The organism is Terrabacter sp. 2YAF2 (assembly GCF_052114705.1).
Taxonomy (GTDB): Bacteria; Actinomycetota; Actinomycetes; order Actinomycetales; family Dermatophilaceae; genus Terrabacter.
Genome location: NZ_JBFRFG010000008.1, coordinates 121,199 through 146,624, shown reverse-complemented (window position 1 = coordinate 146,624; position 25,426 = coordinate 121,199). Strand labels below are relative to the sequence as shown.

Sequence of the window (25,426 nt, the reverse complement as noted above, 5' to 3'; positions counted from 1 at the left end):
GGCGCTCAGGGGTTGACGGCGAAGTTGTCGATCCCGCCGGCCTCGACGGCGTACTTCTTCAGGGCCGCCTCGTAGCTGCCGTCGGCCTTGGCGGCCTTGAGGGCGTCGACGAGGAGGTTGGCGAAGTCGGTCTGGTCCTTGGGCACGACGTAGCCGTAGGGAGCCGAGTCGTAGATCTTGCCGAGCGCCTCCAGCGTGCCGGTCTGCTTCACGGCATACAGCCCGACCGGCGAGTCGGCGAGCATGGCGGCCGTCTTGCCGCTGGCGACGTCGGCGGTGACCTGGTCCTGGCCGGTCTGGATGACCTGCGTGATGCCGGGCTTGCCGGCGTCGGTGCACTTCTTGCTGCGCGCGGCAAGGTCCTCGGCCTGCACGGTGCCCTTCTGCGCGCCGATGCTCTTGCCGCAGGCGTCGTCGATGCTGACCTTCTCGGGGTTGCCCTTGGCGACGATCCACTGCGTGCCGGCGCTGTAGTAGCTCACCATGTTGACCTCCTTCTTGCGGTCCGGGTTGATGGTGAAGCTCGAGACGCCGATGTCGTACTTGCCGCCTGTCACGCCGAGGATGATCGTGCCGAAGCCGGCCGGGACGTACTCGGTCTTGAGGCCGAGCTTGGCGGCCACCGCGTCGAAGAGGGAGACGTCCCACCCCTCGACCGTCTTGCCGTCCGTGGCGAGCATCTCGTTGGGGGCGTAGGTCGGGTCGGTGCCGACGACGATCTTGCCGGCCGACTTGAGCTTGGCGGGGACCTTGGCCGCAAGGGCCTGGTCGACGCCGCCGCCGGCGGCCGTCCCTGCAGGCGTGCTGCCCGCGCCGGGCGAGGTGGACAGCGAGTTCGAGCCGCAGGCGGAGAGAGTGAGGCCGGCGGCGACGAAGCCGGAGACGGCGATGAGGGACATGCGACGCATGAGAAGGGGTCCTTCCGAGCACTGGCGAACGGGCTGACCGCGGGCGCCTCGATGCGCCTTCGGTGCGGCCGATCCTGCCACTCATGGCCCGGACCGGCACCGGGTTGGGCGTGATCGTATGCGGATCGCGATGTTGGTCGCGTCAGGGGGGCGATGCGGGGGTGCGTGGCGACACCCACCCCCGCATCGTGAGCGGTGGTCTCGTCAGAGGCGGTAGCGGGTGATGCTGCCGGGAGCGTTGACCACGGGGCCGGCCGGCCCGAACGTGACGTCCGCGAGGGTGCCGACGTAGAGCGACTCCCCCTGGACCTCGATCGAGAGCGGTCGGTCGGTCGTGACGACGGTGGAGGTCCGCCCGTGCTTCAGCCTCGTCACCTTGCCGCCGAAGAGCTCGGCGACGTAGACGGCGCCGTCCTGGCCCAGGGCGAGGTCGGTCGCGCCGAGGAAGCCGGTGGCCATGCGCTGGGTCGAGTGCTTCCACGGGTTGACGGAGTAGACGGATCCGCGGGCTCCGAGACTCGGGTCCTCCGGACCGCCGGGCAGCGTCGAGACCCAGAGCTTCCCGTCCGCGCCGCGCTCGACGTCGGTGGGGACGGGCTCGAAGTTGTACTTCGCTCCGGCCAGGCAGGAGGGCGCCCCCATGGCGGCGACCTGCGCAGCCGTCATGGTGACGGGCTGAGGCGGCAGGACCGCGATCGTCGACACGTGACCGCGACGGTCGACGCGGAGGATGTCGTTGCCCCCGGCGTCGGCCACGGCCCACGCCCCGTCCCCGAGGTAGGCGACGGCATACGGGTGGGAGTCGACCTGGCCCTTGTAGGTCGCCGGGATCTGGAAGGCCTTCATGAAGAAGGCATCGAGCTCCCCGGGTGCGCAGCTCTTGCCCCCGGAGACGATGCCGTAGGTGGCGTGCTTGTCGGGGTTCACCGTCTTCTCGTAGCCGCTGAAGTCGGCGACGACGTCCGGCCGGCCCTTGCTGCGGATCGTCAGCGAGGTGGAGGAGTGGTCGTCGTTGGACGACGTGAAGGCGTAGGTCGCGCCCCCCTGGATCACGTCGATGCCGGCGACCTCGGGCTGCGGCCCCGTCGTGACGACCGTGTCGGCCCCCTTCGAGATCTTGTTGACGGTGCCGACGAATCCGTCGGTGTACCAGACGTCCTGGCCCGAGATCGACATCCCGAACGGCGCGATGACACGGCTGTTCAGGACCTTCGGCGAGTGCGCCGGACCGTCCCCGGAGCCGTGGGCGGAGGCGCTCGACGCCGTGAGGGCGCTGAACGCGGTGGCTGTCGTGCACGCGGCGACGGCAGCAGTGATGGCACGGATCTTGCTTGACATGTGGTTGCCCCTCGTTGTCCTTGAGAGCAGTAGATCGGCGAGCTCCCGCGGCGTTCGGCGACGCCGCATCTTCGACGGTAGGGAAGCGTTGTGGCGGCCGTCACATTTTTTTCGTTTCCCCTCCGCCGTTCGTGAGGTATGTCCGAAAGACAGGAAAGATTCGCGCGCTCGCGGGGAACGGGGTCCGTGAGCAGCACGGGTCGCGCTCGGGTAGACTTGTCACCAGCGGCCCGCCCAGTTCTGCCTCGGGTCGCTTCTTCTTGGCCAGGCGGAGTGTCGCCGGCCCCGTCGATTCGCTCTTGCGCCGCGACACCTCACAGCCGAGGCCGTCGCGCCGGGCAGAACGACCGCTTCCACATTCTTTGGAGTACCCACCTGTGTCCACTGACACGAACTTCGCCGTCCTCGGCGTCCCCGTCCACCTCGTCACGGTCCTCGACGACCTCGGCATCACCGTCCCCACCCCGATCCAGGCGGCGACGCTGCCTGACTCGCTCGCCGGCCGCGACGTGCTCGGCCGCGGTCGCACCGGCTCCGGCAAGACGTACGCGTTCCTGCTGCCGCTGCTGACGCGCCTGTCCCAGTCGGGCCAGCGCCGCCAGGCCCGCCGTCCCCGCGCCCTGATCCTCGCGCCGACGCGTGAGCTCGTCACCCAGATCGACACGGCCATGGCGCCGCTCGCCAAGGCGCTCGGCCTCACGTCGCAGACGATCTTCGGCGGCGTCGGGCAGAACCCGCAGGTCCAGGGGCTCCGGAACGGCGTCGACGTCATCGTCGCCTGCCCCGGCCGCCTCGAGGACCTCATGCAGCAGGGTCACGTCTTCCTCGACGGCGTCGAGATCACGATCCTCGACGAGGCCGACCACATGGCCGACCTCGGCTTCCTCCCCGGCGTCCGCCGGATCATGGAGAAGACGCCGCCGAAGAGCCAGCGCCTGCTCTTCTCGGCGACGCTCGACGGTGCGATCAACGTCCTCGTCAAGCGCTTCCTCACCAATCCCGTGACGCACGAGGCCGATTCGGCCCAGTCGCCGGTGTCCACGATGAGCCACCACGTGCTTCACGTCGGTGCCGACGCGCACCTTCCCGTGCTGCTGGACCTCACCGCCGCGCCGGGGCGCACCGTCGTCTTCACGCGCACCAAGCACCGGGCCAAGAAGCTCGCCAAGCAGCTCAACGCCTCGGGAGTTCCGGCCGTCGAGCTGCACGGCAACCTCAGCCAGGGTGCCCGCACGCGCAACATGGACGACTTCCACTCCGGCCGCGCCCAGACGCTCGTCGCGACCGACATCGCCGCCCGCGGCATCCACGTCGACGACGTCGCGCTCGTGATCCACGCCGACCCGCCCGTCGAGCACAAGGCATACCTCCACCGCTCGGGCCGCACGGCCCGCGCGGGCAACGACGGCACCGTCGTCACGATGATGCTCGACGACCAGGTGCGCGACGTGCGTGACCTGACGCGCAAGGCCGGCATCAAGCCGACGACGACGCGCGTCCAGCTCGGACACCCGCTCCTCACCGAGCTCGCCCCCGGCGACCGGTCGTATGCCGGTGGCCTCGTCCGCGAGGTCGCTCCGTCGGGCTCGGGTGACGGCTCAGCCCGTGGCGGCGCCGGTCGTGGGCGCGGTCGCGGCCGCGGCGGCAACGGCGGGGCGTCCGCCGGTGGCCGTGGTGCCGGAGCCGCGCGTCCGGCCGGCGAGGGTGGTCGCGGTCGAGGCCGCGGCGACGAAGGCTCGGTCCGCGCAGCCGGTGCCGGTCGTGGCGCTGGCGGTGGCCGTGGTGGTCAGGGTGGTGGCCAGGGTGGTCGTCGCTCCGGCGGTGCCGGCAGCGCTGGTGGCGCCGGTGGTTCCGGCCGTCGCGGCGGCTCGTCGACCGTCTACTCGACGAGCAGCGGTGGCAGCGCAGCGTCGTTCTCCGCCGGCTCCCGCGCCGGCACCCGCCGCTCCCGCTGACCCCCTTTGAACCGTCGAGAGGCCACGTGTGGTCGCCTCGCAACCGTCGAGAGGCCACGTGTGGTCGCCTCGCAACCGTCGAGAGGCCACGTGTAGTCGCCTCGCAACCGTCGAGAGGCCACGTGTAGTCGCCCCCGTAACTGTCGGAAGGCCAAACCCCGTCGCGGGGTTTGGCCTTCCGACGTTCGGCACCCGGCCACACGTGGCCTTTCGACGTTCGGCACCCGGCCACACGTGGCCTTTCGACGTTCGGCACCCGGCCACACGTGGCCTTTCGACGTTCGGCACCCGGCCACACGTGGCCTTTCGACGTTCGGCACGCGGCCACACGTGGCCTTTCGACGGTGGGGTCAGGAGCGCTTGAGGGAGCGGCTGCGTCCGCGGAACTCGGCGATGATCTGACCGTCCGACTCCCGCTTGACCGTGACGTCGGTAATGCCGCTACGTCCGAAGGCCGAGCGCACGTGCCCCTCGGCGACGAGCACGTCGCCGAGCCGGCCCGGTGCGGTGAAGGAGATGTCGGCCCCGGCAGCCACCGTGAGGCGCCCCCGCGAGTTGCAGGCGAGCGCGAAGCACGAGTCGGCCAGGGTGAAGATGTAGCCGCCGTGGCAGATGGCGTGGCCGTTGACCATGTCCTCGCGGATCGCCATCCGGACCACGGCGTGGTCCTGCTCGACGAGGGCGGCTTCCATGCCGAGGCGCCGCGAGGCCTCGTCGTCTGCCCACATCTGCCGGGCAAAGGCGACACCGGCGTCCGGGTCGGTGCCGTCCAGACCCTCCCCGCCACCCGCGGGCAGCTGCGTCTCGCTCATGTGAGGCTCCCGTCGGTCAGGGCCGGGCTGGGCCGGTAACGGCCCCCCGGATAGGCCTCGTCGAGCTCGGCGAGCTGACGGGCGACGACGTCGAACCCGATCTCGCGTCCCCACGCGAGGGGGCCCTTCGGGTACCGCGTCCCGAGCCGCATGGCCGTGTCGACGTCGTCGGGGCTCGCCTCGCCGCGGGCCACGAGGTCGACAGCCTCGTTGACGATCATCGCGAGCGTCCGGGCGAGCGGGTCGGTGGCGACCGGTCCGCCGACGAGCCGCTCGGCGAGCTCGACGTCCGGCTCGGGCCCGTCGACGGAGCCGTCGGCGGCATACGTATAGACGCCCCGGCCCGACTTGCGACCGAGACGACCAGCCGACACGAGGTCCTGCTGGAAGGTCGTCGGCGTGTAGCGCTCGTCGCGACCCGTCTGCTCCCACACCGACGTGCCGACGGCGAGGTTGACGTCCTGACCGATGAAGTCGGTGAGCTCGAGCGGCCCCATCGGGAAGCCTCCCCGCTCACGGAGGATCCAGTCGACCGTCGCCGCGTCGGCGACACCGCTCTCGACGATCCGCTGCGCCTCGCCGTAGAAGGGACGCGCCACCCGGTTGACGATGAAGCCCGGGGTCGAGCTGCATCGGACCGGCGTCTTGCCCCAGGACGTCATTAGCGCGGTGGCGTGCTCGACGTAGGCCTGGGCGGTGCGCTCGCCGTGCACGACCTCGACGAGCTTCATGACGGGCGGCGGGTTGAAGAAGTGCAGGCCGAGCACGCGCTCCGGGTCGGCCACGTCAGCGGCGATGTCGTCGATGTCGATGCTGGAGGTGTTCGTCGCGAGGACCGTGGTCGACGGCTGTCGATCGGCGAGCTCGGCGAAGATGCGGCGCTTGAGGTCGAGGTCCTCGGGCACGGCCTCGATGACGAGCCCGCAGCTGGGCAGATCGTGGAGGGACTCCGCGGGGGTGATCCGCGCCAGCACCGCGTTCGCCTCGTCGGCCGGCAGTCGGCCCTTCTCGACGAGGCGCGACACGGCAGCGCCGATCCTCTCGACGGCACCTGCAGCAGCGCCGGGTAGCGCGTCGACGAGCACGACGGCGTGACCGGCGGTCGCGGCGACCTGCGCGATGCCGGCCCCCATGGCGCCGGCGCCGACCACGCCGACGGGGCCGAAGGCCGACCCCTCGTCAGCGGCGGCGGGGCGTGGTCGGTCGGGCTCGGTGAGGTCCGTGTCCATGCCCGCCATCCTGCCGGGTCGCCCGCCCGCGTGCGCGGCGGGCGGTCGCCAGACGGCGGCCGACGGCATACGACCGCGGTGTCCGCCGGGGCTAGCATCGACCCGTGACTGCACCGGCAACGACGCCCACCCACCCCCTGCTCGACGCGCACGCGGGAGTCCTCGACGAGATCCGTCAGGCCCTGGCGAGCCGCAGCTGGTACTCCCGCTACCCCGAGTCGCCGAGCCCCCGCGTCTACGGCGAGGCGGCCGCCGCCGAGGGGCTGGCCGCGCACGAGGCGCACCTGAACACGGCGTATGCCGCCCTCTCGAGTCAGCCGACCGACGGCACCTTCGTGGGCAGCGAGGTCTCGCCCTACGGACCGACGCTCGGGGTCACCTACCCGGCGCTCGATCTCGACGCCGGCCTCGCGGCCGCGCGGGCGGCGATGCCGGCCTGGCGTGACGCGGGCCCGCAGGTGCGCGCCGCGGTGTGCGTCGAGATCGTCGACCGGATCAACAAGCGCAGCTTCGAGATCGCCAACGCCGTCATGCACACGTCCGGTCAGCCGTTCGTCATGTCGTTCCAGGCCGGTGGCCCGCACGCGCAGGACCGCGCGATCGAGGCGGTCGCGGCCGGGCTGGCCGAGCAGGAGCGCGTGCCCGCGTCGGTGCTCTGGGAGAAGCCGGGCCGTGACCGGGAGGGCAACCCCGCGCCGACCCGGATGCAGAAGGACTACCGGATCGTCCCGCGCGGGATCGCGCTCGTCATCGGCTGCAACACGTTCCCGACGTGGAACGCCTACCCCGGCATCTTCGCCTCGCTCGTCACCGGCAACGCCGTCGTCGTCAAGCCACACCCGCGTGCCGTGCTGCCGCTCGCGATCTCGGTCGAGATCGCGCGGACGGTGCTCGAGGAGGCCGGTTTCGACCCGGCCCTCGTGCAGCTCGCCGCCGAGGCCGACGGGCAGGGTCTCGCCAAGACCCTCGCCGAGCGCGACGAGGTGGCGATCATCGACTACACCGGCGGCCCGACCTTCGGCGCCTGGCTCGAGCAGTCGGCGGCAGCCCACGGCAAGCTCGTCTACACCGAGAAGGCCGGCCTCAACTCGATCGTCGTCGACTCGACCGACAACCTCAAGGGCGTGCTCGGCAACCTCGCCTTCAGCCTCACCCTCTACTCCGGCCAGATGTGCACGGCGCCGCAGAACCTCTACGTCCCCGAGAGTGGGATCGACACCGACGAGGGCCACCTGTCCTTCGACGAGTTCGGCGAGCGGCTGGCCGGGGCCGTCGGCCGGCTCACCGGCGACGACGCCAAGGCCGTCGAGCTGCTCGGGGCCACAGTCAACGACCAGGTCCGTGACAACGCGGAGTCGCTCGCGTCGATCGCCGAGGATGCGGGTGGTCGCGTCGTGCTCGACTCTCGTCGCATCACCCACCCGGGGTGGGCCGACGCCGTCGTCCGCGCCCCGGGTCTCGTCGCCGTGGACGTAGCGCGCGAGGACATCTACACGCAGGAGTGCTTCGGGCCGGTCGGCTTCCTCATCCGCACGGCGTCGACGGAGCAGTCGCTCGCGCAGCTCGCTGACACCGTGCGCGAGCACGGAGCCATGACGGCTGCCGTCTACTCCACGAGCGACGCGGTCCTCGACGCCGCGCGGGACGCCGCCGCCGAGGGAGGAGTCGCCTTGTCCGAGAACCTCACCGGCCAGATCTTCGTCAACCAGACGGCAGCCTTCTCCGACCTTCACGGCACCGGCGCCAACCCGGCCGCGAACGCCGCCTACACCGACGCCGCCTTCGTCGCGAACCGCTTCCGCGTCATCACGTCGCGCCGACACGTCTGAGGCCGGGGTGGTCTCTGCTCCTGCCCAGCTCGACCGGACGACCGTGCAGCGCAAGGTCGTCCGGACCCTCGTGGGGTCGCAGATCCTCAGCGGGGTCGGGATGGCCTGCGGCATCGCCGTCGGAGCACTGCTCGCCGAGGACCTCAGCGGCACCGAGGCCCTCGCGGGTGTCGGCACGACCGCGCAGGTCCTCGGCACTGCCCTGCTGACGATCCCCGTCGCGCGCGCGACGGCCGCCCGGGGGCGTCGCGTCGGCCTGCGCTGGGGCCTGGCCGTGGCGTTCGTCGGTGCGGCGCTCGTCCTCGTCGCGGCGGTGCTGCGCTCGTTCCCGCTCTTCGCCGTCGGCATGTTCCTCTTCGGCGGCGGCACCACTGCCAACAACCAGGCGAGGTATGCCGCAGCCGACCTCGCCGCGCCCCTGCACCGGGGCCGTGACCTGTCCATCGTCGTCTGGGCCACGACCATCGGCTCCGTCGCCGGTCCGAACCTCGTCGGACCGGGCAAGGCGCTCGCGCTGCGCCTGGGCCTGCCGGAGCTGGCCGGCACGTTCCTCTTCTCGCTCGTCGGCTTCGTGCTCGCGTGGCTCGTCGTCGACCGACTGCTGCGACCCGACCCGCTGCTCACCGCCCGCGCGCTCGACGCCGAGGCGCGGGCCGAGCTCCGACGAGCGCAGGCGCCGGACCCGACCGCCGACGGCGGCGCTCAGCCGGTCGACGTCGTCGTCTCGGCCACCGCGGGCCCGGCGGAGGCGCCCAACCACGACGGGTCGATGCGTCGCGGCCTGGCTGTGGTGCGCGGCAACCCGCGGGCCCTCCAGGCGATGCTCGTCATGGCGCTGGGCCACCTCGTGATGGTCAGCGTGATGGTCATGACGCCGATCCACATGCAGCACGGGCACGCCGACCTCGAGGTCATCGGCTTCGTCATCTCGATGCACATCCTCGGAATGTTCGCGCTGTCGCCCCTCGTCGGCGCCGCGGTGGACCGCTGGGGCCCTGCGTCCGTCGCCATGACGGGCGGCGTGATCCTGACCCTCGCCGCACTGCTCGCCTCACGATCACAGGCGGGCTGGTCCGGGCTGCTGCTCGTCGCGCTCTTCCTGCTCGGGGTCGGCTGGTCGTGCACGCTCGTGTCGGGCTCGACCCTGCTCACCTCCGTCGTCACGACCGACGAGCGTCCGGCGACCCAGGGTCTTGCCGACGTGCTCATGGGGCTGGCGGGCGCCGCGGGGGGTGTGGCGGCTGGAGTCGTGGTGGGCTCGCTCGGCTACTCCGCCCTCGCCAGCGGGTCGGCCGTCATCGGCGTCGTCATCCTCGTGGTCGGTGCGGCGCGCGTGACCCAGGCCGCTGCCGAGGTCAGCTGAGCAGCGTCAGTGCGAAGCCGATGAGCGGCAGCGTGCCCTGGGTCAACGCGGCCCCCAGGTAGGTCAGCCCCGTCGTCACCAGGACGGTCGCGGCGAGGGCCATCGAGCCGGTGCAGAACAGCACGAGGGTGCGGCCGGCCGTGTCGTGCCCGGACCACCACAGCACGAGCCCGAGGGCGGCGCCGAGCCCGAGGAAGAGGTTGTAGAAGCCCTGGTTGTAGGCCATCGGCCGGGTCAGCTCGGCCGCGGCCTGGTCGGCGACGCCGAAGCGCCTCCAGACGGTCGGCCGGGTCCAGCCGAAGCTCTCCATCCAGAAGATGTAGGCGTGCAGCAGTGCGGCCAGCCCGACGAACACGCTCGCGGCGATCCTCATGCCCGGAGCGTAGGGCGGTGCGCCCTCCGGCGCCGTGTGCCGAGCGGACGGATCGCTCTTTCGATTGGGGTGGAGGACCGCCCTGGTCCGGTGCGCTGTTCGCGTCGCGGTCCGGCGGTTGGGCGGTCCGGCGGTTGGGCGGTTGGGCGGTTGGGCGGTTGGGCGGTCAGGCGGTGATGCGCAAGGTGCTGGTGCGGTCGGGCCGGACGAGCACCTCGATGCGGTCGGCCACGCGCGCCTTCAGCTCCGTCACGTGGCTGACGATGCCGACCGTGCGGCCGCCCTCGCGCAGCCCCTCGAGCGTGTGCATGACGTCGTCGAGCACGTCGGGGTCGAGCGTCCCGAAGCCCTCGTCGACGAAGAGCGTGCCGAGGTCGACCCCGCCGGACTCGGCCCGGACCACCTCGGCGAGCGCGAGCGCGAGCGACAGCGAGACGTAGAAGGTCTCGCCGCCGGACAGCGTGCCGACCTCGCGGACCTGGTTGGTGTGCATGTCGTGCACACGCACGCCGAGGCCCGACTTGGCGTTGCCCTTCTTCGCGTCGGTGTGCTCGAGCGTGTAGCGGCCCCCGGAGAAGCGCCCCAGCTCGGTGTTGGCGGCAGAGAGCACCTCGGTGAAGCGGCGGATGAGGACGTACTTGGCCAGGTCGAGGTTGAGCTGGTTGTCGCCGTTGCCCGCGACGAGCTGGCCGACCCGGACGGCGTCAGCCGTTTCGGTGATGACGGCTGCGTTGCGCGCCATGGCCTCGCGCACGTCGGTGACGCGTCGCTTGGTGCGGCTGACCTGGTCGCGCAGGCTGCCGTGCGCGTTGGTCGCGGCCTCCAGCTCCTTCTTGGCGGCGGCGGCGAGCGCCTCGAGCTGCTCGATGTCGTCGAAGAGGGCGTCGAGCTGGACGTCGGCGAGCTCGGGACCGGTGAGCCCCGCCCGGACCTGGGTGCAGGCACGCTCGAACTCGGCGATCTCACGCGTTTTGGCGTTGATCCACTCCGCCCCACGGTCGGCCGCCATCCACTCGGCGACGTCGGCGAAGCCGAACTGGGCGAGGTCGGCGTCGCGCGCCGCGGTGTCCTCGGCGACCGACGCGGCCGCCACGTCGCGCTGTGCGAGGGCGTCGACGAGGGCGTCGACGCGGGCGGCAGCGGCGACGAGGTCGTCACGCCGGGCCGTGACGCTGGGGTGGCCGTCGCGGGCCTGCTCGACGAGAGACGTCTCCTCGGTGACGCGCGCCTCGAGGTCGGCCGCGGACTGCTCGGTGCGGGCGGCGTCGGCCCCGAGGCTGCTCTTCTGCGCCGACAGCTCGTCGACGCGTCGGCGCAGGTCGGCCACGCGGGCCGCCCCCGCCTCGACGTCGGAGCGAGCCTGCACCGACGCGGCGAGCTCGTGAGCAGCGGACTCGGCTCGCGCCCGGGCCGTCGCGACGTCGAGTCCGTCGCAGCGCGCCGCGAGCTCACGCACCTCGGACCGCAGGGTGCCGAGCGCCTCGACCGCTTGGGTGGCCTGCTCCCGGAGCTGCCCGACCCGGGACTCCTCGGCGTCGATCTGCTCGGGCGTCACGGCATCGAGCGTCGGGTGGGCCGGGGACGGGTGCTCGACGGAGCCGCAGACCGGGCATGGGTCGCCCTCGACGAGAGAGAGACCCAGCTCGCCGGCGATGCCGTCGATGCGAGCCCGGCGCAACCCGGCGAGCGACGTCTCCGCCACCGCCACCGTCGACAGCGCCGCAGCCGCAGCAGACTCGGCGCGGGGCACCCGGGATGCCGCGGCCTCGTGGGCCACAGCTGCCTCGAGCCGGTCCCGGGCGCGCTCGCCCTCGGCCGCCCGTCCGTCGAGGAGCGCTGCGACGCGGCGCGCCTCGGTCAGGGCCGCGTCGTGCATCGCGATCGTTGCCGGCAACGCCTCGAGCTCGGTCGACACGGATGCCACCGACCGGCGTATGCCGTCGAGCCGCTCGCGCAGCAGCGCCAGCTCCCTGACGCGGCCGGGCAACGCCCCTTCGACGGCGATGGCGCCGGTGAGGGAGCCGACGACTTCACGGGCCTGGGCCGCGGCCTCGCGCAGGGCGGCCGGACCGCGGTCGCGCAGGGCGGGCTGGACCCGTTCCCGGGCCTGCGTCAGGGCCACCTCGGCGCGCTTGAGCGTCGCCTCGGACTGGGCCAGGGTGCGGACGGCGCCGGCGACGGGACGAGCCTGGCGGGCACGCGCGACCTCCTCACCGAGCCGTCGGAAGGCCACCGCCTGCTTGCCGAGGTCGTGCTCCTGCTGCTGGAGCTGCCTCAGCCGCTCGCGGCGCTGCATGCGCAGCCGGGCGTCGCTGACCATGTCGGCCATCTGCTTGTGGGTCTCGATCGCCTCGCGGCTGGCCTTGCCCGCGTGGCGCTCGCGCGTGGTCAGCTCGTCGACGACCTGCGTCAGCTCGGCGTCGAGGGACTCGGGGGCGGTGCGGCTCAGGGCCTCGAGCACGTCCCGGCGCTCGGTCTCGAGCCCGGCCGACACGGCCAGGGCGTGGGCGGCGAGGCGGATCTCGTCGACGGCCGACTGGCGCCGCGCCTGCGCGGCCCGCCCGGCCTCGACGATCTCGTCCTGGACCCGGCGGAAGAAGGCCGTGCCGAAGACCTTCTCGAGGAGCTTGCCCTTGTCCTCGGACCTGGCCCGCAGGAACGTCGCGAACTCGCCCTGCGGCAGGATCACGGTCTGCACGAACTGGTCGCGGGTCAGGCCGACGGCGCGGGTGATCTCGTCGTCGCAGTCGCCGATGTTGGTCGAGAGCAGCTCGCCGCCCGCGAGGTCGTCGGGCGTCTGCAGTCGCCACAGCTTGATCGTCGGCTGCTGCACGGTGGTGCCTGGGCCGCGCGACTTGGGTCGCTCGAAGCGCGGCGTGCGCTGGACGCGGAAGAGCCCCGACTGGGTCTCGAAGACGAGCACGACGACGGGCACGGTGCGCGGGTCGGCGTGGTGGGAGTGGATGCGCTCGACGTCGGCCGACGCCTGGGCCACCTTGCCGTAGAGGGCGAACGTGATGGCGTCGATGATCGTCGACTTGCCCGAGCCCGTGGGGCCCTCGAGCAGGAAGAGGCCGGCGCGCCCGACGGTGGTGAAGTCGATGACCTCGGTGCCGGCATACGGCCCGATGGCCGTCATGGACAGGTGGTGCAGCTGCACGTCACGCCACCTCCTGCGCCTCGGCCCGGTGTTGGGCCCTGACGGCCGCCTCGAAGCCCGCCGCGAAGACGTCGACCTCGCCGCCGCTCGCCTCGGTCTTGGTGACGTAGGCGATGAAGTCCGAGCCGAGCTCGCGCGGGTCGCGCTCGCTGACCAGGGTCGTGCCGGCGCGCCCGCGGTCGATGGCGCCCTCGGGCTCGTGGAAGACCTGCAGGGCATGCGGGAAGCGGGACTTGAGGCGGTCCATGAGCGAGTCCGGCCGGACCCGGTCGGTGACCGTGACCCGCACCCACGCGTCCTCGGCGGCCGTGAACGCGGGCGCCTCGAGCAGGTCGTCGAGGCGGCCGCGGAGCGTCGCCATGGCGCGCGGCTGGACGATCTCGACCGGGGTCACACGGGCAGGACCCGAGGCGTCCACGTCGACGAGGAGGACGACCTTCTCGTGCTCCTGCTCGGAGAAGGAGTAGCGCAGCGGCGAACCGGCGTAGCGCACGACCGACCCGTCCGCCGAGTCCGGGGCCTGCGGGCCGTGGAGGTGCCCGAGCGCGGCGTAGTCGATGCCGTGGAAGACCGTGCCCGCTACCCGGTCCACGCCGCCGACCATGATCGAGCGCTCGGAGTCGCTCGGCTCGGCCCCGGCGACGAACGCGTGCGCGAGCACCACCGAGCGCACGCCGGGGCGGTCCGCGAGGTCGGCCCGGATGCGGTCGCACGCCGCCCCGACGACGGCCTGGTGTGAGCGCGGCAGAGGCTCCCCGCCGCGGGCCAGCGCAACTCGCGCGTGGTCGGGGTCGAGGTAGGGGATGCCGTAGACGGCGGCCCGCACGCCGTCGCTCCCCTCGAGCAGCACCGGCAGGTCGAGCTGACCGAGGTCGGTGACCATCCGGATGCTGTCGCGGAAGAGGCCGGCGCCGTAGCCGAGGCGGATCGCGGAGTCGTGGTTGCCCGAGGTGACGACGACGGTCGTGACCGCCGACAGCCGCGAGAGGGTCCACTCGAAGAGCTGCACGGACTCGACGGGCGGGACGCCGCGGTCGTAGACGTCGCCGGCGACGAGCACGGCATCGATCGGCACCCCGTCGGGCGGCTCCTCGACGAGCTCGCAGATGCGCTCCAGGACAGCAGACTGCGCCTCGTGGAGGTTCACGCCGTGGAGCGTGCGCCCGAGGTGCCAGTCGGAGGTGTGGAGCAACCGCATGCCACGACGGTAGGACCCTGCACCGACACCCTCACCACCGACACCCCGATGGGTCATGGGCGGCTCGCGCACAGCCCGTGTCAGCGGTCGCGGACCGCCTCGAGCAGGTTGGCCTCCGCCGTCACGAGGTAGTCGTCGAGCTCGGCGACGGCCGCCTCGAGGTCGCCTGCTTCGAGCAGGACCAGCAGCCGCCGGTTGCGCTGCAGGAAGGGCTCGTGGAGGGCCTGCGCGTCGGGCAGGCGCAGGAAGCCGAGGCGCAGCTCGGCCAGGAGCCCCTCGAACATCGCGGCGAGGTGCACGCTGTCGCAGGCGGCCACGACCCGTCGGTGGAAGTCGATGTCCGCCGTCCCCACCGCGCTCCAGTCGGCTTGCGAGACAGCCGACTCCGCGCGCTCGACGATCTCGTGGAGCGCCGTGACACCGCGGGCGTCGACGCGCACGAGGCCGAGCGGCTCGACGAGCCGACGCGTGCGGTACATCGCCCGGATCTCGTCCGGTCCGACCGTGCGGACGAACACTCCCCGGTGCAGGGCGTGCTCGACGAGGCGAGCGTGCCCGAGCAGGCGGAAGGACTCGCGGACGGTGTTGCGCGAGACCTCCATCGCCCCGGCGATGTGTTCCTCGCGCAGCTGCGTTCCCGGCCGCAGTCGGCCCTCGGCGATCTGGACACGCAGGACCTCGGCCACAGCCTCAGCCGTGCTGGCCCGACGGGGAAGCGTGGGCAGTGCGGGCTCCGTCTGGGTCATCGTCCTGCCATCCGTGTCGTTGCGCCGTGACGGCCCGAGCATAGCCGGGGCGGCGCGACAATGTTCCATTGTGGTCTTGTTGGATTGCTCAACAATCCACTACCGTCGTCCGCAGTCGTTGACACCGCCGTCAGCGCCCGACGTCAGGAGCAGCCGACATGAGTCCGACCCCGCCCGTGTCCCCAGGGTCCTCGAAGTCCACCGTGTCCTCCGTGTCCTCCGTGTCCTCGGTGTCCTCCGTGTCTTCCGTGTCCTCGGTCCGCCGCGTGATCGCCGCCAGCCTCATCGGCACCTCGCTCGAGTGGTACGACTTCTTCATCTACGGCACCGCCGCGGCGCTGGTCTTCAACAAGCTCTTCTTCCCCACCTTCGACCCGCTGGTCGGCACCATCCTGGCGTTCGCCACCTTCGCCGTCGGCTTCATCGCGCGGCCGCTCGGCGGCATCGTCTTCGGGCACTACGGGGACCGGCTCGGGCGCAAGAACGTGCTCGTCGTGACCCTGCTGCTCATGGGTCTCGCGACCTTCGCCATCGGCCTCCTGCCGACGTACGCGGCCATCGGCGTGTGGGGCCCGATCGGTCTCGTCGTCCTCCGTTTCATCCAGGGCCTCGGCCTCGGCGGCGAGTGGGGTGGCGCGGTCCTGATGACCCTGGAGAGCGGCCCCGGCCACCGTCGCGGCCTCAACGCCAGCTGGCCCCAGGTCGGCGTGCCGATCGGCCTGCTGCTGTCCAACGGCGTGCTCGCGCTCATGGGGGTCCTCACGTCCGACGCCACGTTCCGGTCGTGGGGCTGGCGCGTCCCGTTCCTGCTGAGCGGGCTGCTCGTCATCGTCGGGATCTGGATCCGCCGGACACTCAGCGAGAGCCCCATGTTCAAGGAGGTCGAGCACCAGGGTGCGCCCCAGGCGCCCATCGTCGAGGTGCTGCGTCGCTACTGGCGCCAGGTGCTGCTGGCCATCGGCGCGCGCGTCGGCGTCGACGTCGCCTTCTACACGTTCGTCCTCTTCATCGCCACGTATGTCGCCACCTACCTCGGCCTGCCGAAGCAGTACGCCCTCAACGCCGTCCTCGTCGCGGCCGGCGTGCAGGTCGTGGCCATCCCGTGGTTCGGCCACCTCTCCGACCGCTTCGGTCGGCGCCCGGTCTACCTGGCCGGAGCCGTGGCGGCGGCCGTCTGGGTCTTCGTCTTCTTCCGCCTCCTCGACACCGGCAACTTCGTGCTCATCCTCGTCGCCGCAGTCGTGGCACTCGTCGCGCACGCGGCGATGTACGGCCCGCAAGCCGCCTTCATCAGCGAGATGTTCCCGACCCGCGTGCGCTACACCGGTGCGTCGATGGGCTACCAGCTGGCCGGGATCGTCGGGGGCGGCATCGCGCCGATCGTCGCCACCGCACTGCTGGCCCACTTCGACAGCGCGTATGCCGTGGCCACCTACGTCGCGGCGATGCTGGCCGTCACCGTGGTGTGCGTCCTGCTCGCACCCGAGACGGCGCGTGACGACCTGCACCGCGACACCCGCCACACCCGCGACACCCACGGAGAGCAGCCCAGCGAGGCGACGGTACGGTCCGCCACATGAGTGCCATCGACCTCAACAGCGACCTCGGCGAGGGCTTCGGACGGTGGACCCTCGGCGACGACGAGGCCATGCTCCGCGTCGTGACGAGCGCCAACGTGGCCTGCGGCTTCCACGCCGGCGACCCCAGCATCCTGCGGCGGGTGTGCGCCCGCGCGGCGCAGCTCGGCGTGGCCGTCGGCGCCCAGGTGGGCTACCGGGACCTCGCCGGCTTCGGTCGGCGCCACATCGAGATGGACCCGGCCGAGCTCGTCGACGAGCTGATCTACCAGATCGCGGCCCTGCACGGCATCGCCGGCGTCGAGGGAGCCCGCGTCAGCTACGTCAAGCCGCACGGCGCCCTCTACAACGCGGCAGCGAGCAACTCCGTGACGGCCGGCGCCGTCACGGAGGCGGTCGCCCTCTTCGACCGGTCGATGCCGGTCCTGGGCCTCGCCGGCTCCGAGCTGCTCATCCGGGCGGAGGCCGACGGGCTGATCGCGGTCGCCGAGGCCTTCGCCGACCGCGCCTACAACCCCGACGGTCTGCTCGTCCCGCGTCATCAGCCCGGAGCCGTCATCCACGACGCCGACGTGGTCGCGCGCCGCTGCGTCCAGATGGCCACGGAGGGCACCGTGGTCGCCATCGACGGGAGCACCATTTCCGTTGCGGCACAGTCGATCTGCATCCACGGAGACACCCCCGGTGCCGTCGAGATGGCGCACGCCGTGCGTCGCGCGGTCGACGACGCCGGCGTCGTCCTCCGCCCGTTCACGGAAGTGCCCTGATGATGCGCACTCTGGCTGCCGGTCACCGCGGGCTGCTCGTCGAGTGCGACGACCTCCCGGAAGTCATGGCGCTCCACCGGACGCTCGAGGAGGCACGCGGCGCCGGCGCGCTCCCTGGCGTCGTCGACCTCGTGCCTGCGGCCCGGACGGTGCTCATCACCTTCGACGACACCGCCTCACACGGCCGGGTGGCCGAGGCGCTCGCCGCGCTCGACGTGCGCCGGGGTGACGAGGACCGGCCCGACCACGAGGTCGAGGTGTTCGTGACGTACGACGGGGACGACCTGGACGAGGTCGCGAGCCTCTCCGGCCTGTCGGTCGACGAGGTGGTGCGCCGCCACAGCGCCGCCACCTACCGCGTGGCCTTCACCGGGTTCGCGCCCGGCTTCGCCTACATCGTCGGGGGGGACGCCGCCCTCGTCGTGCCGCGCCGGACCACCCCGCGCACGCGCGTCCCCCGGGGCTCCGTCGCCCTGGCCGGCGAGTTCACCGGCATCTACCCGCGGGAGGGGCCGGGCGGTTGGCAGCTCATCGGCCGCACCGAGGCGCCCCTGTGGGACCTCGACCGTGAGCCGCCGGCCCTGCTCGCCCCGGGCACCCGGGTCCGCTTCACCAGGCTCGACCCGTGATCGAGGTGCTGCGGGCCGGGCCGCTGACGACGCTCCAGGACCTCGGCCGTCCCGGCCTCGCGCACCTGGGCGTCGGTCGCTCGGGCGCGGTCGACCGGCCGAGCCTCCGCCTCGCCAACCGCCTGGTCGGCAACGCCGAGGGCGCACCGGCGCTCGAGACGACGTTCGGCGGGCTGGTCCTGCGCTTCACCGAGGCAGCCACGGTCGCGGTCGCCGGCGCACCGGCCCCGCTGTGCGTCGACGGTCGGGCACACGCCTGCTGCACGCCCGTCACCGTCAGGGCAGGTCAGGTGCTCGAGCTGGGGATGCCGACCCGCGGCGTGCGCACGTACCTGGCGCTGCGCGGTGGCGTGGCGTGCGAGCTCGTGCTCGGGTCGGCCGCCACCGACCTCCTCTCGCGCCTGGGCCCTGCCCCGTTGCGCGACGGCGACACCGTCGAGCTGGGCCGGCCCGCGGGTCCGATGCCCGGCGTCGACCACGCCGCGGTGGCGCCCCTTCCCCACGAGGTCGTGCTGCGTGCCGTCCCCGGTCCACGCGCCGACTGGTTCACCGCCGACTCGCTCACCCGCCTCGGCCGCGCCACCTACGAGGTGACTGCAGCGTCCGACCGGATCGGGCTGCGGCTCGAGGGCCCGGCGCTGACGCGGCAGCGCACCCACGAGCTGCCGTCCGAGGGCATCGTCGAGGGCGCGGTGCAGGTGCCTCCGGACGGTCGCCCGGTGATCTTCCTCGCCGACCATCCCGTCACCGGTGGCTACCCCGTCGTCGCCGTCGTGCACCCCGACGACGTCGCCCACGCGGCCCAGGCCCGGCCCGGCCAGCCACTGCGCTTCGCGCTCCACCGCCCGCTGCTCTGACCCTCGGGTGTGAGAGGGGTCGTATGCCGTGAGCCCGCCTTCCGGACGGAAGGCGGGCTCACGGCGGACCGGAGTGACCGGGCTCAGTCGGTCTTGACGAAGCTGAGGATCATCGACACGAAGGTGATGATGAGGGCGCCGAACACGGCGTCCCAGAAGAAGTGCTCGACGTGGAAGGCGAGGTTGAACGTGCCGGCCAGCCACGACGTGAGCTGCAGGATCAGCGCGTTGACGATGAAGACGAAGAGTCCCAGCGTCAGGATGATGAACGGCAGTGAGATGAGCTTGAGGAGCGGCTTGATGAACATGTTCACGATGCCGAAGATCAGTGCCACGATGACCACGGTCTTGACGACCTGACCCGTCGAGCCGCCGCCGAACGTGATGCCGGGGATGGCCCACGCAGCCACCCACAGGGCGACGGCGTTGATGACCGTCTGCAGCGCGAAGTTGATGAGCATGCGCTCAGTGTTCCATGGGGGTGGGCGCCTCTGCGGGAAGTCCGGGGTGCTCGTCGCCGGGGATGCGCGGCTGGAACATCGCGTTGAGGCGGAGCAGGTCGGGCTCGACCGTCTTGAGGGTGCCGACGGCGTCCGCGACGGGCACCCGCTCGATGCGGCCCTTCTGGAGCGCAACCATCTGGCCCCACGCCCCGTCGAGGGCGGCCTCGACAGCGGCGACCCCGAAACGCGTGCCGAGGACGCGGTCGAAGGCCACGGGCGAGCCGCCGCGCTGGATGTGGCCGAGGGCGGTCATCCGGCTCTCGATGCCGGTGCGGCCCTGGATCTCGCGGGCGAGGATCGAGCCGATGCCGCCAAGGATCTGGTGGCCGTACTTGTCGATCTCGGGAGCCGGGATCTCCATGGTGCCCGCCTTGGGCACCGCCCCCTCCGCGACGACGACGATGGTGGCGAAGCGGCCCTTCTTGTGGCGGTGGACGATCCGCTCGCAGACCTCGTCGATGTCGAAGGGCTCCTCCGGCACGAGCGTGATGGCCGCACCTCCCGCGAGGCCCGACCAGATCGCGATGTGGCCGACGTGCCGGCCCATGACCTCGACGACGAGGACGCGGTGGTGCGACTCGGCCGTCGTGTGGAGGCGGTCGATCGCGTCCGTGCAGATCTGGACGGCCGTCTGGAAGCCGAACGTCATCTCGGTCAGGGAGATGTCGTTGTCGATCGTCTTCGGCACCCCGATGACGGGGAAGCCGTTCTCGTGCAAGCGGTTGACCACACCCATCGACCCCTCACCGCCGACACCGATGATGGCGTCGAGGCCGTGCCGGTCGTAGGCCTTGCGGACGCGCTTGAGACCGTCCTCGTGGGCGAAGGGCTGGTCACGGCTCGTGCCGAGGATCGTGCCGCCGAGGGGCAGGATGCCGCGGCACCGGTCGACGTCGAGGATCTCGTAGTCGTTGTCCATGACCCCGCGCCACGCGTTGCGGAAGCCGATGACGGTGCTGTCGTACGTGACCTCGGCGGCGCGGGTGGCGCCGCGGATGACGGCGTTGAGGCCGGGACAGTCCCCGCCCCCGGTGAGGATGCCGATGCGCATGATCTGACTTTCGGAAAGAGCGGGCATGAACAAGAGCGTCGAGGCGGCGGTGGCGCGACGATGTGAGCCTAGCCACAGACCGGGTCCCACGTCAGGGGAGCGTCCATGGGCCGGTCGCTCCCGTGGACACTGCCTCTACAGTTCGAGTATGAGCGACACGGCCGAGAACACCGTCCGTCTGCGCGAGGTGCTCGCGCAGATGCCCGACTACAAGCCCGGCAAGCCCGCGGCGGCACCCGGCGGGGTCACGGCATACAAGCTCTCGTCCAACGAGAACCCCTACGGTCCGCTGCCGTCGGTGCTCGCGGCGATCGACGACGCCGCGGCGACGGTGAACCGCTACCCCGACATGGCGGTCACCGAGCTGACCGCCCGCCTCGCGAAGGCGCTCGACGTGCCGACGGAGTGCATCGCCACCGGCACCGGTTCGGTCGCCGTCCTGGCCCAGATCGTCAACGCTGCGTGCGACGCCGGCGACGAGGTCGTGTTCGCGTGGCGCTCGTTCGAGGCCTACCCGATCGTCACGCAGCTGGCTGGCGCCAAGCCGGTCATGGTCGGCCTCGACGAGCAGGCCCGGCACCGCCTCGACGCGATGTTCGCGGCGATCACCGACCGCACCCGCGTCATCCTCGTCTGCACGCCCAACAACCCGACGGGTCCGTGCGTGCACCAGGCCGAGCTCGAGGCGTTCCTCGACAAGGTCCCGAGCGACGTCATCGTCGTCGTCGACGAGGCGTACGTCGAGTTCGTCCGCGACCCCGAGGCCGTGCGCGGGCTCGACGTGTGGCGCCACCGCCCCAACGTCGTCGTCCTGCGCACCTTCTCCAAGGCGTACGGCCTCGCCGGCCTCCGGGTGGGGTATGCCGTGGCGCACCCTCCCGTCGCCGCTGCCCTCCGCAAGACGGCCACGCCCTTCGGCGTCAACTCGGTCGCACAGGTCGCCGCCATCGCCTCGCTCGATGCGTTCGACGAGCTGAACGAGCGCGTCGAGTCACTGGTCGCCGAACGCGACCGGGTGGTCCAGGCGCTCTCGGACCAGGGTTGGAAGCTGCCCCAGTCCGACGCGAACTTCGTCTGGTTCCCCCTCGGAGCCGACTCCACCGCCTTCTCGCAGGCCTGCGCCGAGGCGGGACTGACGGTGCGCCAGTACGGCGACGACGGCGTACGTGTCACGATCGGCGAGGTCGAGGCCAACTCTCGGCTCGTCGAGGTCGCGGCGGCGTTCGGCGCCCGCTGACGGGGCGACAATGAGGTGAGCCGCGCGCCGAGGCGCGGAGGTGTCGCTGGGGTCGGAGGTCGGCATGGGCACGGTGCGTGACGGGCCGGCCGGCCGATGGCTCGCGGCCGGCGTCGCGTTCGCGGCGATCCTGCTCGTCGTGCCGTCGCTGCTCTCGCCGACGTGGGAGATGTCGGTGTCGGACCGCGAGCACGGCTCCCTCCTGTCCCGCCAGTGGGAGTGGAGCTGGGGTCGGGTGCGCGTCACCGGTCTGGAGGGTGTCGAGCTGCGCGACGACTGGAACCCGATAGCCCTCGGTGTGCTCGTGGTGCTCCTCGTCGCGGCTCTCGTCGGCGTCGCCGCCTGGGCGTCGCGACGGGTCGGCTGGGGGCGCGGCGCCGCGCTCGTCACCGTCGCCCTGCTCACGGGGCGTGTGCTGACGACGGTGGCCGACCGTCTCGGCCGCTCGCTCGGGGAGGTCGACCAGGGCGCCTCTGGCCTCACGGTCCGCTCGCAGATGACGGGAGCCGGGACGCTCGAGACGGTTGCGGCGGTCGTGCTGCTCGTCGCCCTGGTGCTCATGGTCGCGACGACCGGCCTCGGTGGGCGGGTCGTGGAGCTCGGTGCGACGCAGGCCCCTGGCCCTCGGTCCGCAGCGGGCGCAGGCGAACCGCCCGGTCTGCGGCCGGCCGGTGAGCATCTGGCCTCGTCGCCGGTGTCGTTCGACGACACGGGGAAGCCCGACGAGATCCGACGGCCATGATGACCGAGGGGGAGGCGGGCGCCGAGCCGTCCGCCCGAGAGGACGGATCGCGCCGGGACGGCTGGCGTATGCGTCTGGCCGGCGCCGCGCTCGGCGGCGTCGGTGTGCTGCTGGCCGCGTCCACGACCGTGTGGCCGACCCGCGTGTTCGCCGTCCGGGCGCCCGAGGTCGGCGACTTCACCAAGGGGTACGAGCAGCGCATCTGGTCCTGGGGCAGGCAGGTCGTCTACTCGTCCGACGGGGTCCTGCTCGATGCCTTCGGCGGACCGAACCCGGTGGCCCGGCTCGTGCTCCTCGTCGTCGTGCTGGTGCTCGCGGCAGCCGGGCTTGCGACGTGGGTCGTCGTACCGGGGCGGCGCGGGGAGCTGACGGCCGCCGTGGGGCTCGGCGTCGCGCTCGCGACGGTCACGGGGTCCGTTGTCGAGGGGGTGTCGTTCGACGACCGGTCGATGGGTCCGCAGCCAGGTCTCGTCGAGATCACGACCACAGCGGCCTGGCTCGAGGCGGTGTCAGTCGGGGTGCTCGCGGTGACGCTCGGGCTCGTGGTCGTCCCGGTCGTGCTGCCGGGCCCGAGCGCGGCTCTGGAGCACCGTGCCTCCCTCGTGCTGCAGCGCCTCGCGCCACTGCGCGCTGACGCGGCACCGCGCGCTGACGCGGCGCCCGGCAGTACGCATACGCCATCAGTGGGGTTCAGCGACGACCCCGACTGACGCGCGCGGGAGGGCGGCGGCCATCGCCCCCGCGTGTCGGCGCTCGGGCCTACCGTCGATGCATGGACATGAAGCTCGAGCTGGTGGCGGTGCCCGTGACCGATGTCGACCGGGCCAAGGAGTTCTACGTCGAAAGGGTCGGCTTCAACGCCGACCACGACCACACGGTGAGCGACGAGATCCGCTTCGTGCAGCTCACTCCGCCCGGGTCGGCGTGCTCGATCGCCATCGGCAAGGGGCTGACGCAGATCGTGCCCGGCGGCCTCGACAACCTGCAGCTGGTCATCGCCGACGCCGAGGCGGTGCGCGCCGAGCTCGTCGGGCGTGGCGTCGAGGTGTCCGAGGTCGAGGAGCAGCCGTGGGGCCGCTTCGTCCACTTCAGCGACCCTGACGGCAACCGATGGGCGTTGCAGGAGCTCCCAGCCTGGTCGAGCGGAGCAGGTGGGACCGGCAGCTCGGACGGCGCCTCGGGCGAGTCGGCGCCCGGCTGACGGCGGCCGCTCGCTGTCGGACCTGCGGCCTACCGTCGGGACATGCTCACCGCCGTCGCCGTGTCCGGCTACCGCTCCCTGCGAGACGTCGTCGTGCCGCTGCACGGGCTCGACGTCGTCACCGGCGCCAACGGCAGCGGCAAGTCCAGCCTCTACCGGTCGCTTCGGCTGCTCGCCGGCTGCGGTCGGGGTGACGTCATCGGCACGCTGGCCCGCGAGGGCGGCCTGCAGTCCGCGCTCTGGGCCGGTCCGGCAACGCTCGGGGGTGCCCGCGATCGCGGCCACGGTGTCCAGGGCACGCGGCGCAAGGGGCCGATCAGCCTGCAGCTCGGCTTCGCCTCCGACGACTTCGGTTACCTCGTCGACCTCGGTCTGCCGCAACAGGCCTCCGGCAGCGACGCCGGCGCCGGTTCGCCGTCGGCCTTCCTGCGCGACCCCGAGATCAAGCGCGAGGTCGTGTGGTCCGGCCCGGTGATGCGTCCCGGCTCCGTCCTCGTGAGGCGGCGGTGGGGCGTCGTCGAGACCCGTGCCGCTGTCGGTGGCGACGACTACTGGGCCTCCGAGTGGGGAGGCGGCGGGGACGACGAGTCGGCGGAGTGGGAGTCCGACCCCGTCGCGGAGCCCGGCTCCCCGGCCGCCTACAAGGCTTCCGAGGGGTCCGGAGCGCGAGCGGCCCGGCGCACGGCCCGTCCGGGGTGGACCGAGCTGACGCGGTCGATCCGCCCGTGGGAGAGCATGCTCACCGAGCTCGCCGACCCCGAGCGCGCACCAGAGCTGCTCCGGGTGCGTCGGATGATCCGGGGATGGCGTTTCTACGACGGCTTCCGTGCCGACGCCGAGGCGCCGGTCCGGACGCCTCAGGTCGGCACCCGCACCCCGGTGCTCGCCGACGACGGCCGCGATCTCGCGGCGGCGCTGCAGACGATCCGTGAGAACGGCCGGTCCGAGCTCGACCGCGCCGTCGCCGACGCGTTCGACGGCGCGATCCTCGGGGTGACCGTCGACAACGGGCGGTTCGACGTGGCCCTCCACCAGCCCGGGATGCTGCGCCCGCTCGCCGGAGCCGAGCTCTCCGACGGGACGCTGCGCTACCTGCTCCTCGTCGCGGCCCTGCTGACCCCCGACCCGCCGCCGCTCATGGTCCTCAACGAGCCCGAGACGTCCCTGCACCCCGACCTGCTGGCGCCGCTCGCCCGGCTCATCCGAGCCGCGGCCGAGCGCAGCCAGGTCATGGTCGTCTCCCACGCCGACGCCTTGGTCCGCGAGCTCGACGTGGTGGACGCCGACGAGCAGGACGTCCCGGTGGGGCTCGGCTCACCTGCGCGGGGCGTCACCCTCGTCAAGGATCTCGGCGAGACCGTCGTGCAGGGTCAGGGCCTGCTCACCACCCCGGCCTGGACGTGGGGCACCCGCCGCTGACGCCACCGGTGGGCGTGACCCGAGCACGCGGCATACGCCATCGATCGCGACGGGTCAGGGCGTGCCGTGGCCGACCGTGCGCGCCGAGGGCTGCCCGGGGTCAACTGGCCCCGGGCTGCGTCGGATCCGGGAGGCCGCGATCGCCGTCCAGGCGGCGTCGACCACCAGGAGGCAGGCAAAGCCCACGACCAGCCAGCTGAACTGGTCGTAGATCCCGCGGATGGCGAGGTAGAGGAAACAGGCGGCCATCAAGACCTGGGGTAGGGCTTGGGCCGGGTACAGCTGCGCCCAGTCGAGTGCCGTTCGCCAGGTGGCCGGGTCCGTCCGAGGTCGTTGCCCCTTCACGGCCGCGAGCACCAGCTCACGCCGGGTCCGTCGCGGCAGTGACCGCCAGGCCTTGCGCGCGGCGCGTGCGCCGTTGGTCCCCTCGGCTGACATGTCCATCCCCTGTCGTGAGCTGAGGAGCATGCTGCCACACGCGCGCCGTCCGTGCCGGGCGCGGAACCATCCCGCATTGTGAGATTCGCAGGGC

General features: G+C 72.2%; 23 protein-coding genes. 12 read left to right on the top strand and 11 right to left on the bottom strand.

What is annotated here, in order from left to right; genetic code table 11:
* Positions 1-5: 5 nt before the first annotated feature.
* Positions 6-908, bottom strand: a complete 903-nt coding sequence (locus AB4030_RS11980) for an ABC transporter substrate-binding protein (RefSeq protein WP_442279443.1) — start codon at positions 906-908, stop codon at positions 6-8.
* Positions 909-1,112: 204 nt separating this feature from the next.
* Positions 1,113-2,246 (bottom strand): ScyD/ScyE family protein, encoded by a 1,134-nt coding sequence (locus AB4030_RS11975; RefSeq protein WP_442279442.1) that lies wholly within the window; start codon positions 2,244-2,246, stop codon positions 1,113-1,115.
* 377 nt (positions 2,247-2,623) lie between these two features.
* Between AB4030_RS11975 and AB4030_RS11970 the strand changes: the two genes are divergently transcribed.
* Positions 2,624-4,201 carry a DEAD/DEAH box helicase gene (locus tag AB4030_RS11970; protein ID WP_442279441.1) on the top strand — a complete coding sequence of 526 codons (1,578 nt, stop codon included), beginning with the start codon at positions 2,624-2,626 and terminating at the stop codon, positions 4,199-4,201.
* A 350-nt stretch (positions 4,202-4,551) separates the two neighbouring features.
* On the opposite strand, the gene paaI is transcribed toward AB4030_RS11970, so the two are convergent.
* Complete coding sequence (gene paaI, locus AB4030_RS11965) at positions 4,552-5,013, bottom strand: hydroxyphenylacetyl-CoA thioesterase PaaI (RefSeq protein ID WP_442279440.1); 462 nt, start codon at positions 5,011-5,013, stop codon at positions 4,552-4,554.
* Positions 5,010-6,242: a 3-hydroxyacyl-CoA dehydrogenase NAD-binding domain-containing protein gene (locus AB4030_RS11960; RefSeq protein ID WP_442279439.1), complete on the bottom strand. Its 1,233-nt coding sequence runs from the start codon at positions 6,240-6,242 to the stop codon at positions 5,010-5,012. The genes paaI and AB4030_RS11960 overlap by 4 nt, the downstream gene beginning before the upstream one ends.
* A 104-nt stretch (positions 6,243-6,346) precedes the next feature.
* Here AB4030_RS11960 and paaN point away from each other — a divergent pair, with 104 nt between their 5' ends.
* Both paaN and AB4030_RS11950 read left to right on the top strand, forming a co-directional pair.
* Positions 6,347-8,071: a phenylacetic acid degradation protein PaaN gene (gene paaN, locus AB4030_RS11955; protein ID WP_442279438.1), complete on the top strand. Its 1,725-nt coding sequence runs from the start codon at positions 6,347-6,349 to the stop codon at positions 8,069-8,071.
* 7 nt (positions 8,072-8,078) lie between these two features.
* Complete coding sequence (locus tag AB4030_RS11950) at positions 8,079-9,434, top strand: MFS transporter (protein ID WP_442279437.1); 1,356 nt, start codon at positions 8,079-8,081, stop codon at positions 9,432-9,434.
* Here the strand turns inward: AB4030_RS11950 and AB4030_RS11945 are convergent.
* From AB4030_RS11945 to AB4030_RS11930, 4 genes are all read right to left on the bottom strand, one after another.
* Positions 9,427-9,807, bottom strand: coding sequence for a DUF1304 domain-containing protein (locus AB4030_RS11945; protein ID WP_442279436.1), 381 nt, complete (start codon positions 9,805-9,807; stop codon positions 9,427-9,429). The two genes, AB4030_RS11950 and AB4030_RS11945, sit on opposite strands and share 8 nt — an antisense overlap.
* Before the next feature lie 166 nt (positions 9,808-9,973).
* Complete coding sequence (locus AB4030_RS11940) at positions 9,974-12,967, bottom strand: AAA family ATPase (RefSeq protein ID WP_442279435.1); 2,994 nt, start codon at positions 12,965-12,967, stop codon at positions 9,974-9,976.
* A gap of 1 nt (position 12,968) precedes the next feature.
* Entirely contained in the window at positions 12,969-14,165 is a 1,197-nt protein-coding gene (locus AB4030_RS11935; RefSeq protein ID WP_442279434.1) for an exonuclease SbcCD subunit D, read from the bottom strand.
* Positions 14,166-14,245: 80 nt separating this feature from the next.
* The gene (locus AB4030_RS11930; protein ID WP_442279433.1) at positions 14,246-14,911 is read right to left on the bottom strand and encodes a GntR family transcriptional regulator; all 666 of its coding nucleotides are present in this window, start codon (positions 14,909-14,911) and stop codon (positions 14,246-14,248) included.
* Between the two features lie 239 nt (positions 14,912-15,150).
* Here AB4030_RS11930 and AB4030_RS11925 point away from each other — a divergent pair, with 239 nt between their 5' ends.
* The 4 genes from AB4030_RS11925 to AB4030_RS11910 are packed head-to-tail and all read left to right on the top strand — an operon-like array spanning position 15,151 to position 18,741.
* Positions 15,151-16,491 (top strand): MFS transporter, encoded by a 1,341-nt coding sequence (locus tag AB4030_RS11925; protein WP_442279432.1) that lies wholly within the window; start codon positions 15,151-15,153, stop codon positions 16,489-16,491.
* On the top strand, positions 16,488-17,255 hold the full coding sequence (locus tag AB4030_RS11920; protein ID WP_442279431.1) for a LamB/YcsF family protein: 768 nt from the start codon (positions 16,488-16,490) through the stop codon (positions 17,253-17,255). Before AB4030_RS11925 ends, AB4030_RS11920 begins: the two co-directional genes overlap by 4 nt.
* Entirely contained in the window at positions 17,255-17,884 is a 630-nt protein-coding gene (locus AB4030_RS11915) for a 5-oxoprolinase subunit B family protein (protein WP_442279430.1), read from the top strand. Before AB4030_RS11920 ends, AB4030_RS11915 begins: the two co-directional genes overlap by 1 nt.
* A complete protein-coding gene (locus AB4030_RS11910) occupies positions 17,881-18,741 on the top strand; it encodes a biotin-dependent carboxyltransferase family protein (RefSeq protein WP_442279429.1) in 861 nt (286 codons plus the stop codon). The genes AB4030_RS11915 and AB4030_RS11910 overlap by 4 nt, the downstream gene beginning before the upstream one ends.
* Positions 18,742-18,824: 83 nt before the next feature.
* On the opposite strand, the gene AB4030_RS11905 is transcribed toward AB4030_RS11910, so the two are convergent.
* Complete coding sequence (locus AB4030_RS11905) at positions 18,825-19,202, bottom strand: phage holin family protein (protein WP_442279428.1); 378 nt, start codon at positions 19,200-19,202, stop codon at positions 18,825-18,827.
* A 4-nt stretch (positions 19,203-19,206) separates the two neighbouring features.
* Entirely contained in the window at positions 19,207-20,295 is a 1,089-nt protein-coding gene (locus AB4030_RS11900; RefSeq protein WP_442279427.1) for a 6-phosphofructokinase, read from the bottom strand.
* Positions 20,296-20,443: 148 nt separating this feature from the next.
* Here AB4030_RS11900 and hisC point away from each other — a divergent pair, with 148 nt between their 5' ends.
* The 5 genes from hisC (at position 20,444) to AB4030_RS11875 (ending at position 24,894) form a co-directional block, all read left to right on the top strand.
* Complete coding sequence (gene hisC / locus AB4030_RS11895) at positions 20,444-21,532, top strand: histidinol-phosphate transaminase (RefSeq protein ID WP_442279426.1); 1,089 nt, start codon at positions 20,444-20,446, stop codon at positions 21,530-21,532.
* A gap of 64 nt (positions 21,533-21,596) precedes the next feature.
* Complete coding sequence (locus AB4030_RS11890; RefSeq protein WP_442279425.1) at positions 21,597-22,274, top strand: hypothetical protein; 678 nt, start codon at positions 21,597-21,599, stop codon at positions 22,272-22,274.
* Entirely contained in the window at positions 22,271-22,984 is a 714-nt protein-coding gene (locus AB4030_RS11885; RefSeq protein WP_442279424.1) for a hypothetical protein, read from the top strand. Before AB4030_RS11890 ends, AB4030_RS11885 begins: the two co-directional genes overlap by 4 nt.
* A gap of 62 nt (positions 22,985-23,046) precedes the next feature.
* Positions 23,047-23,475, top strand: a complete 429-nt coding sequence (locus tag AB4030_RS11880; protein WP_442279423.1) for a glyoxalase superfamily protein — start codon at positions 23,047-23,049, stop codon at positions 23,473-23,475.
* 42 nt (positions 23,476-23,517) lie between these two features.
* Positions 23,518-24,894, top strand: a complete 1,377-nt coding sequence (locus tag AB4030_RS11875) for an AAA family ATPase (protein ID WP_442279422.1) — start codon at positions 23,518-23,520, stop codon at positions 24,892-24,894.
* A gap of 54 nt (positions 24,895-24,948) precedes the next feature.
* Here AB4030_RS11875 and AB4030_RS11870 read toward each other — a convergent pair whose 3' ends face one another.
* Positions 24,949-25,332 carry a hypothetical protein gene (locus tag AB4030_RS11870; RefSeq protein WP_442279421.1) on the bottom strand — a complete coding sequence of 128 codons (384 nt, stop codon included), beginning with the start codon at positions 25,330-25,332 and terminating at the stop codon, positions 24,949-24,951.
* Positions 25,333-25,426: the final 94 nt, after the last annotated feature.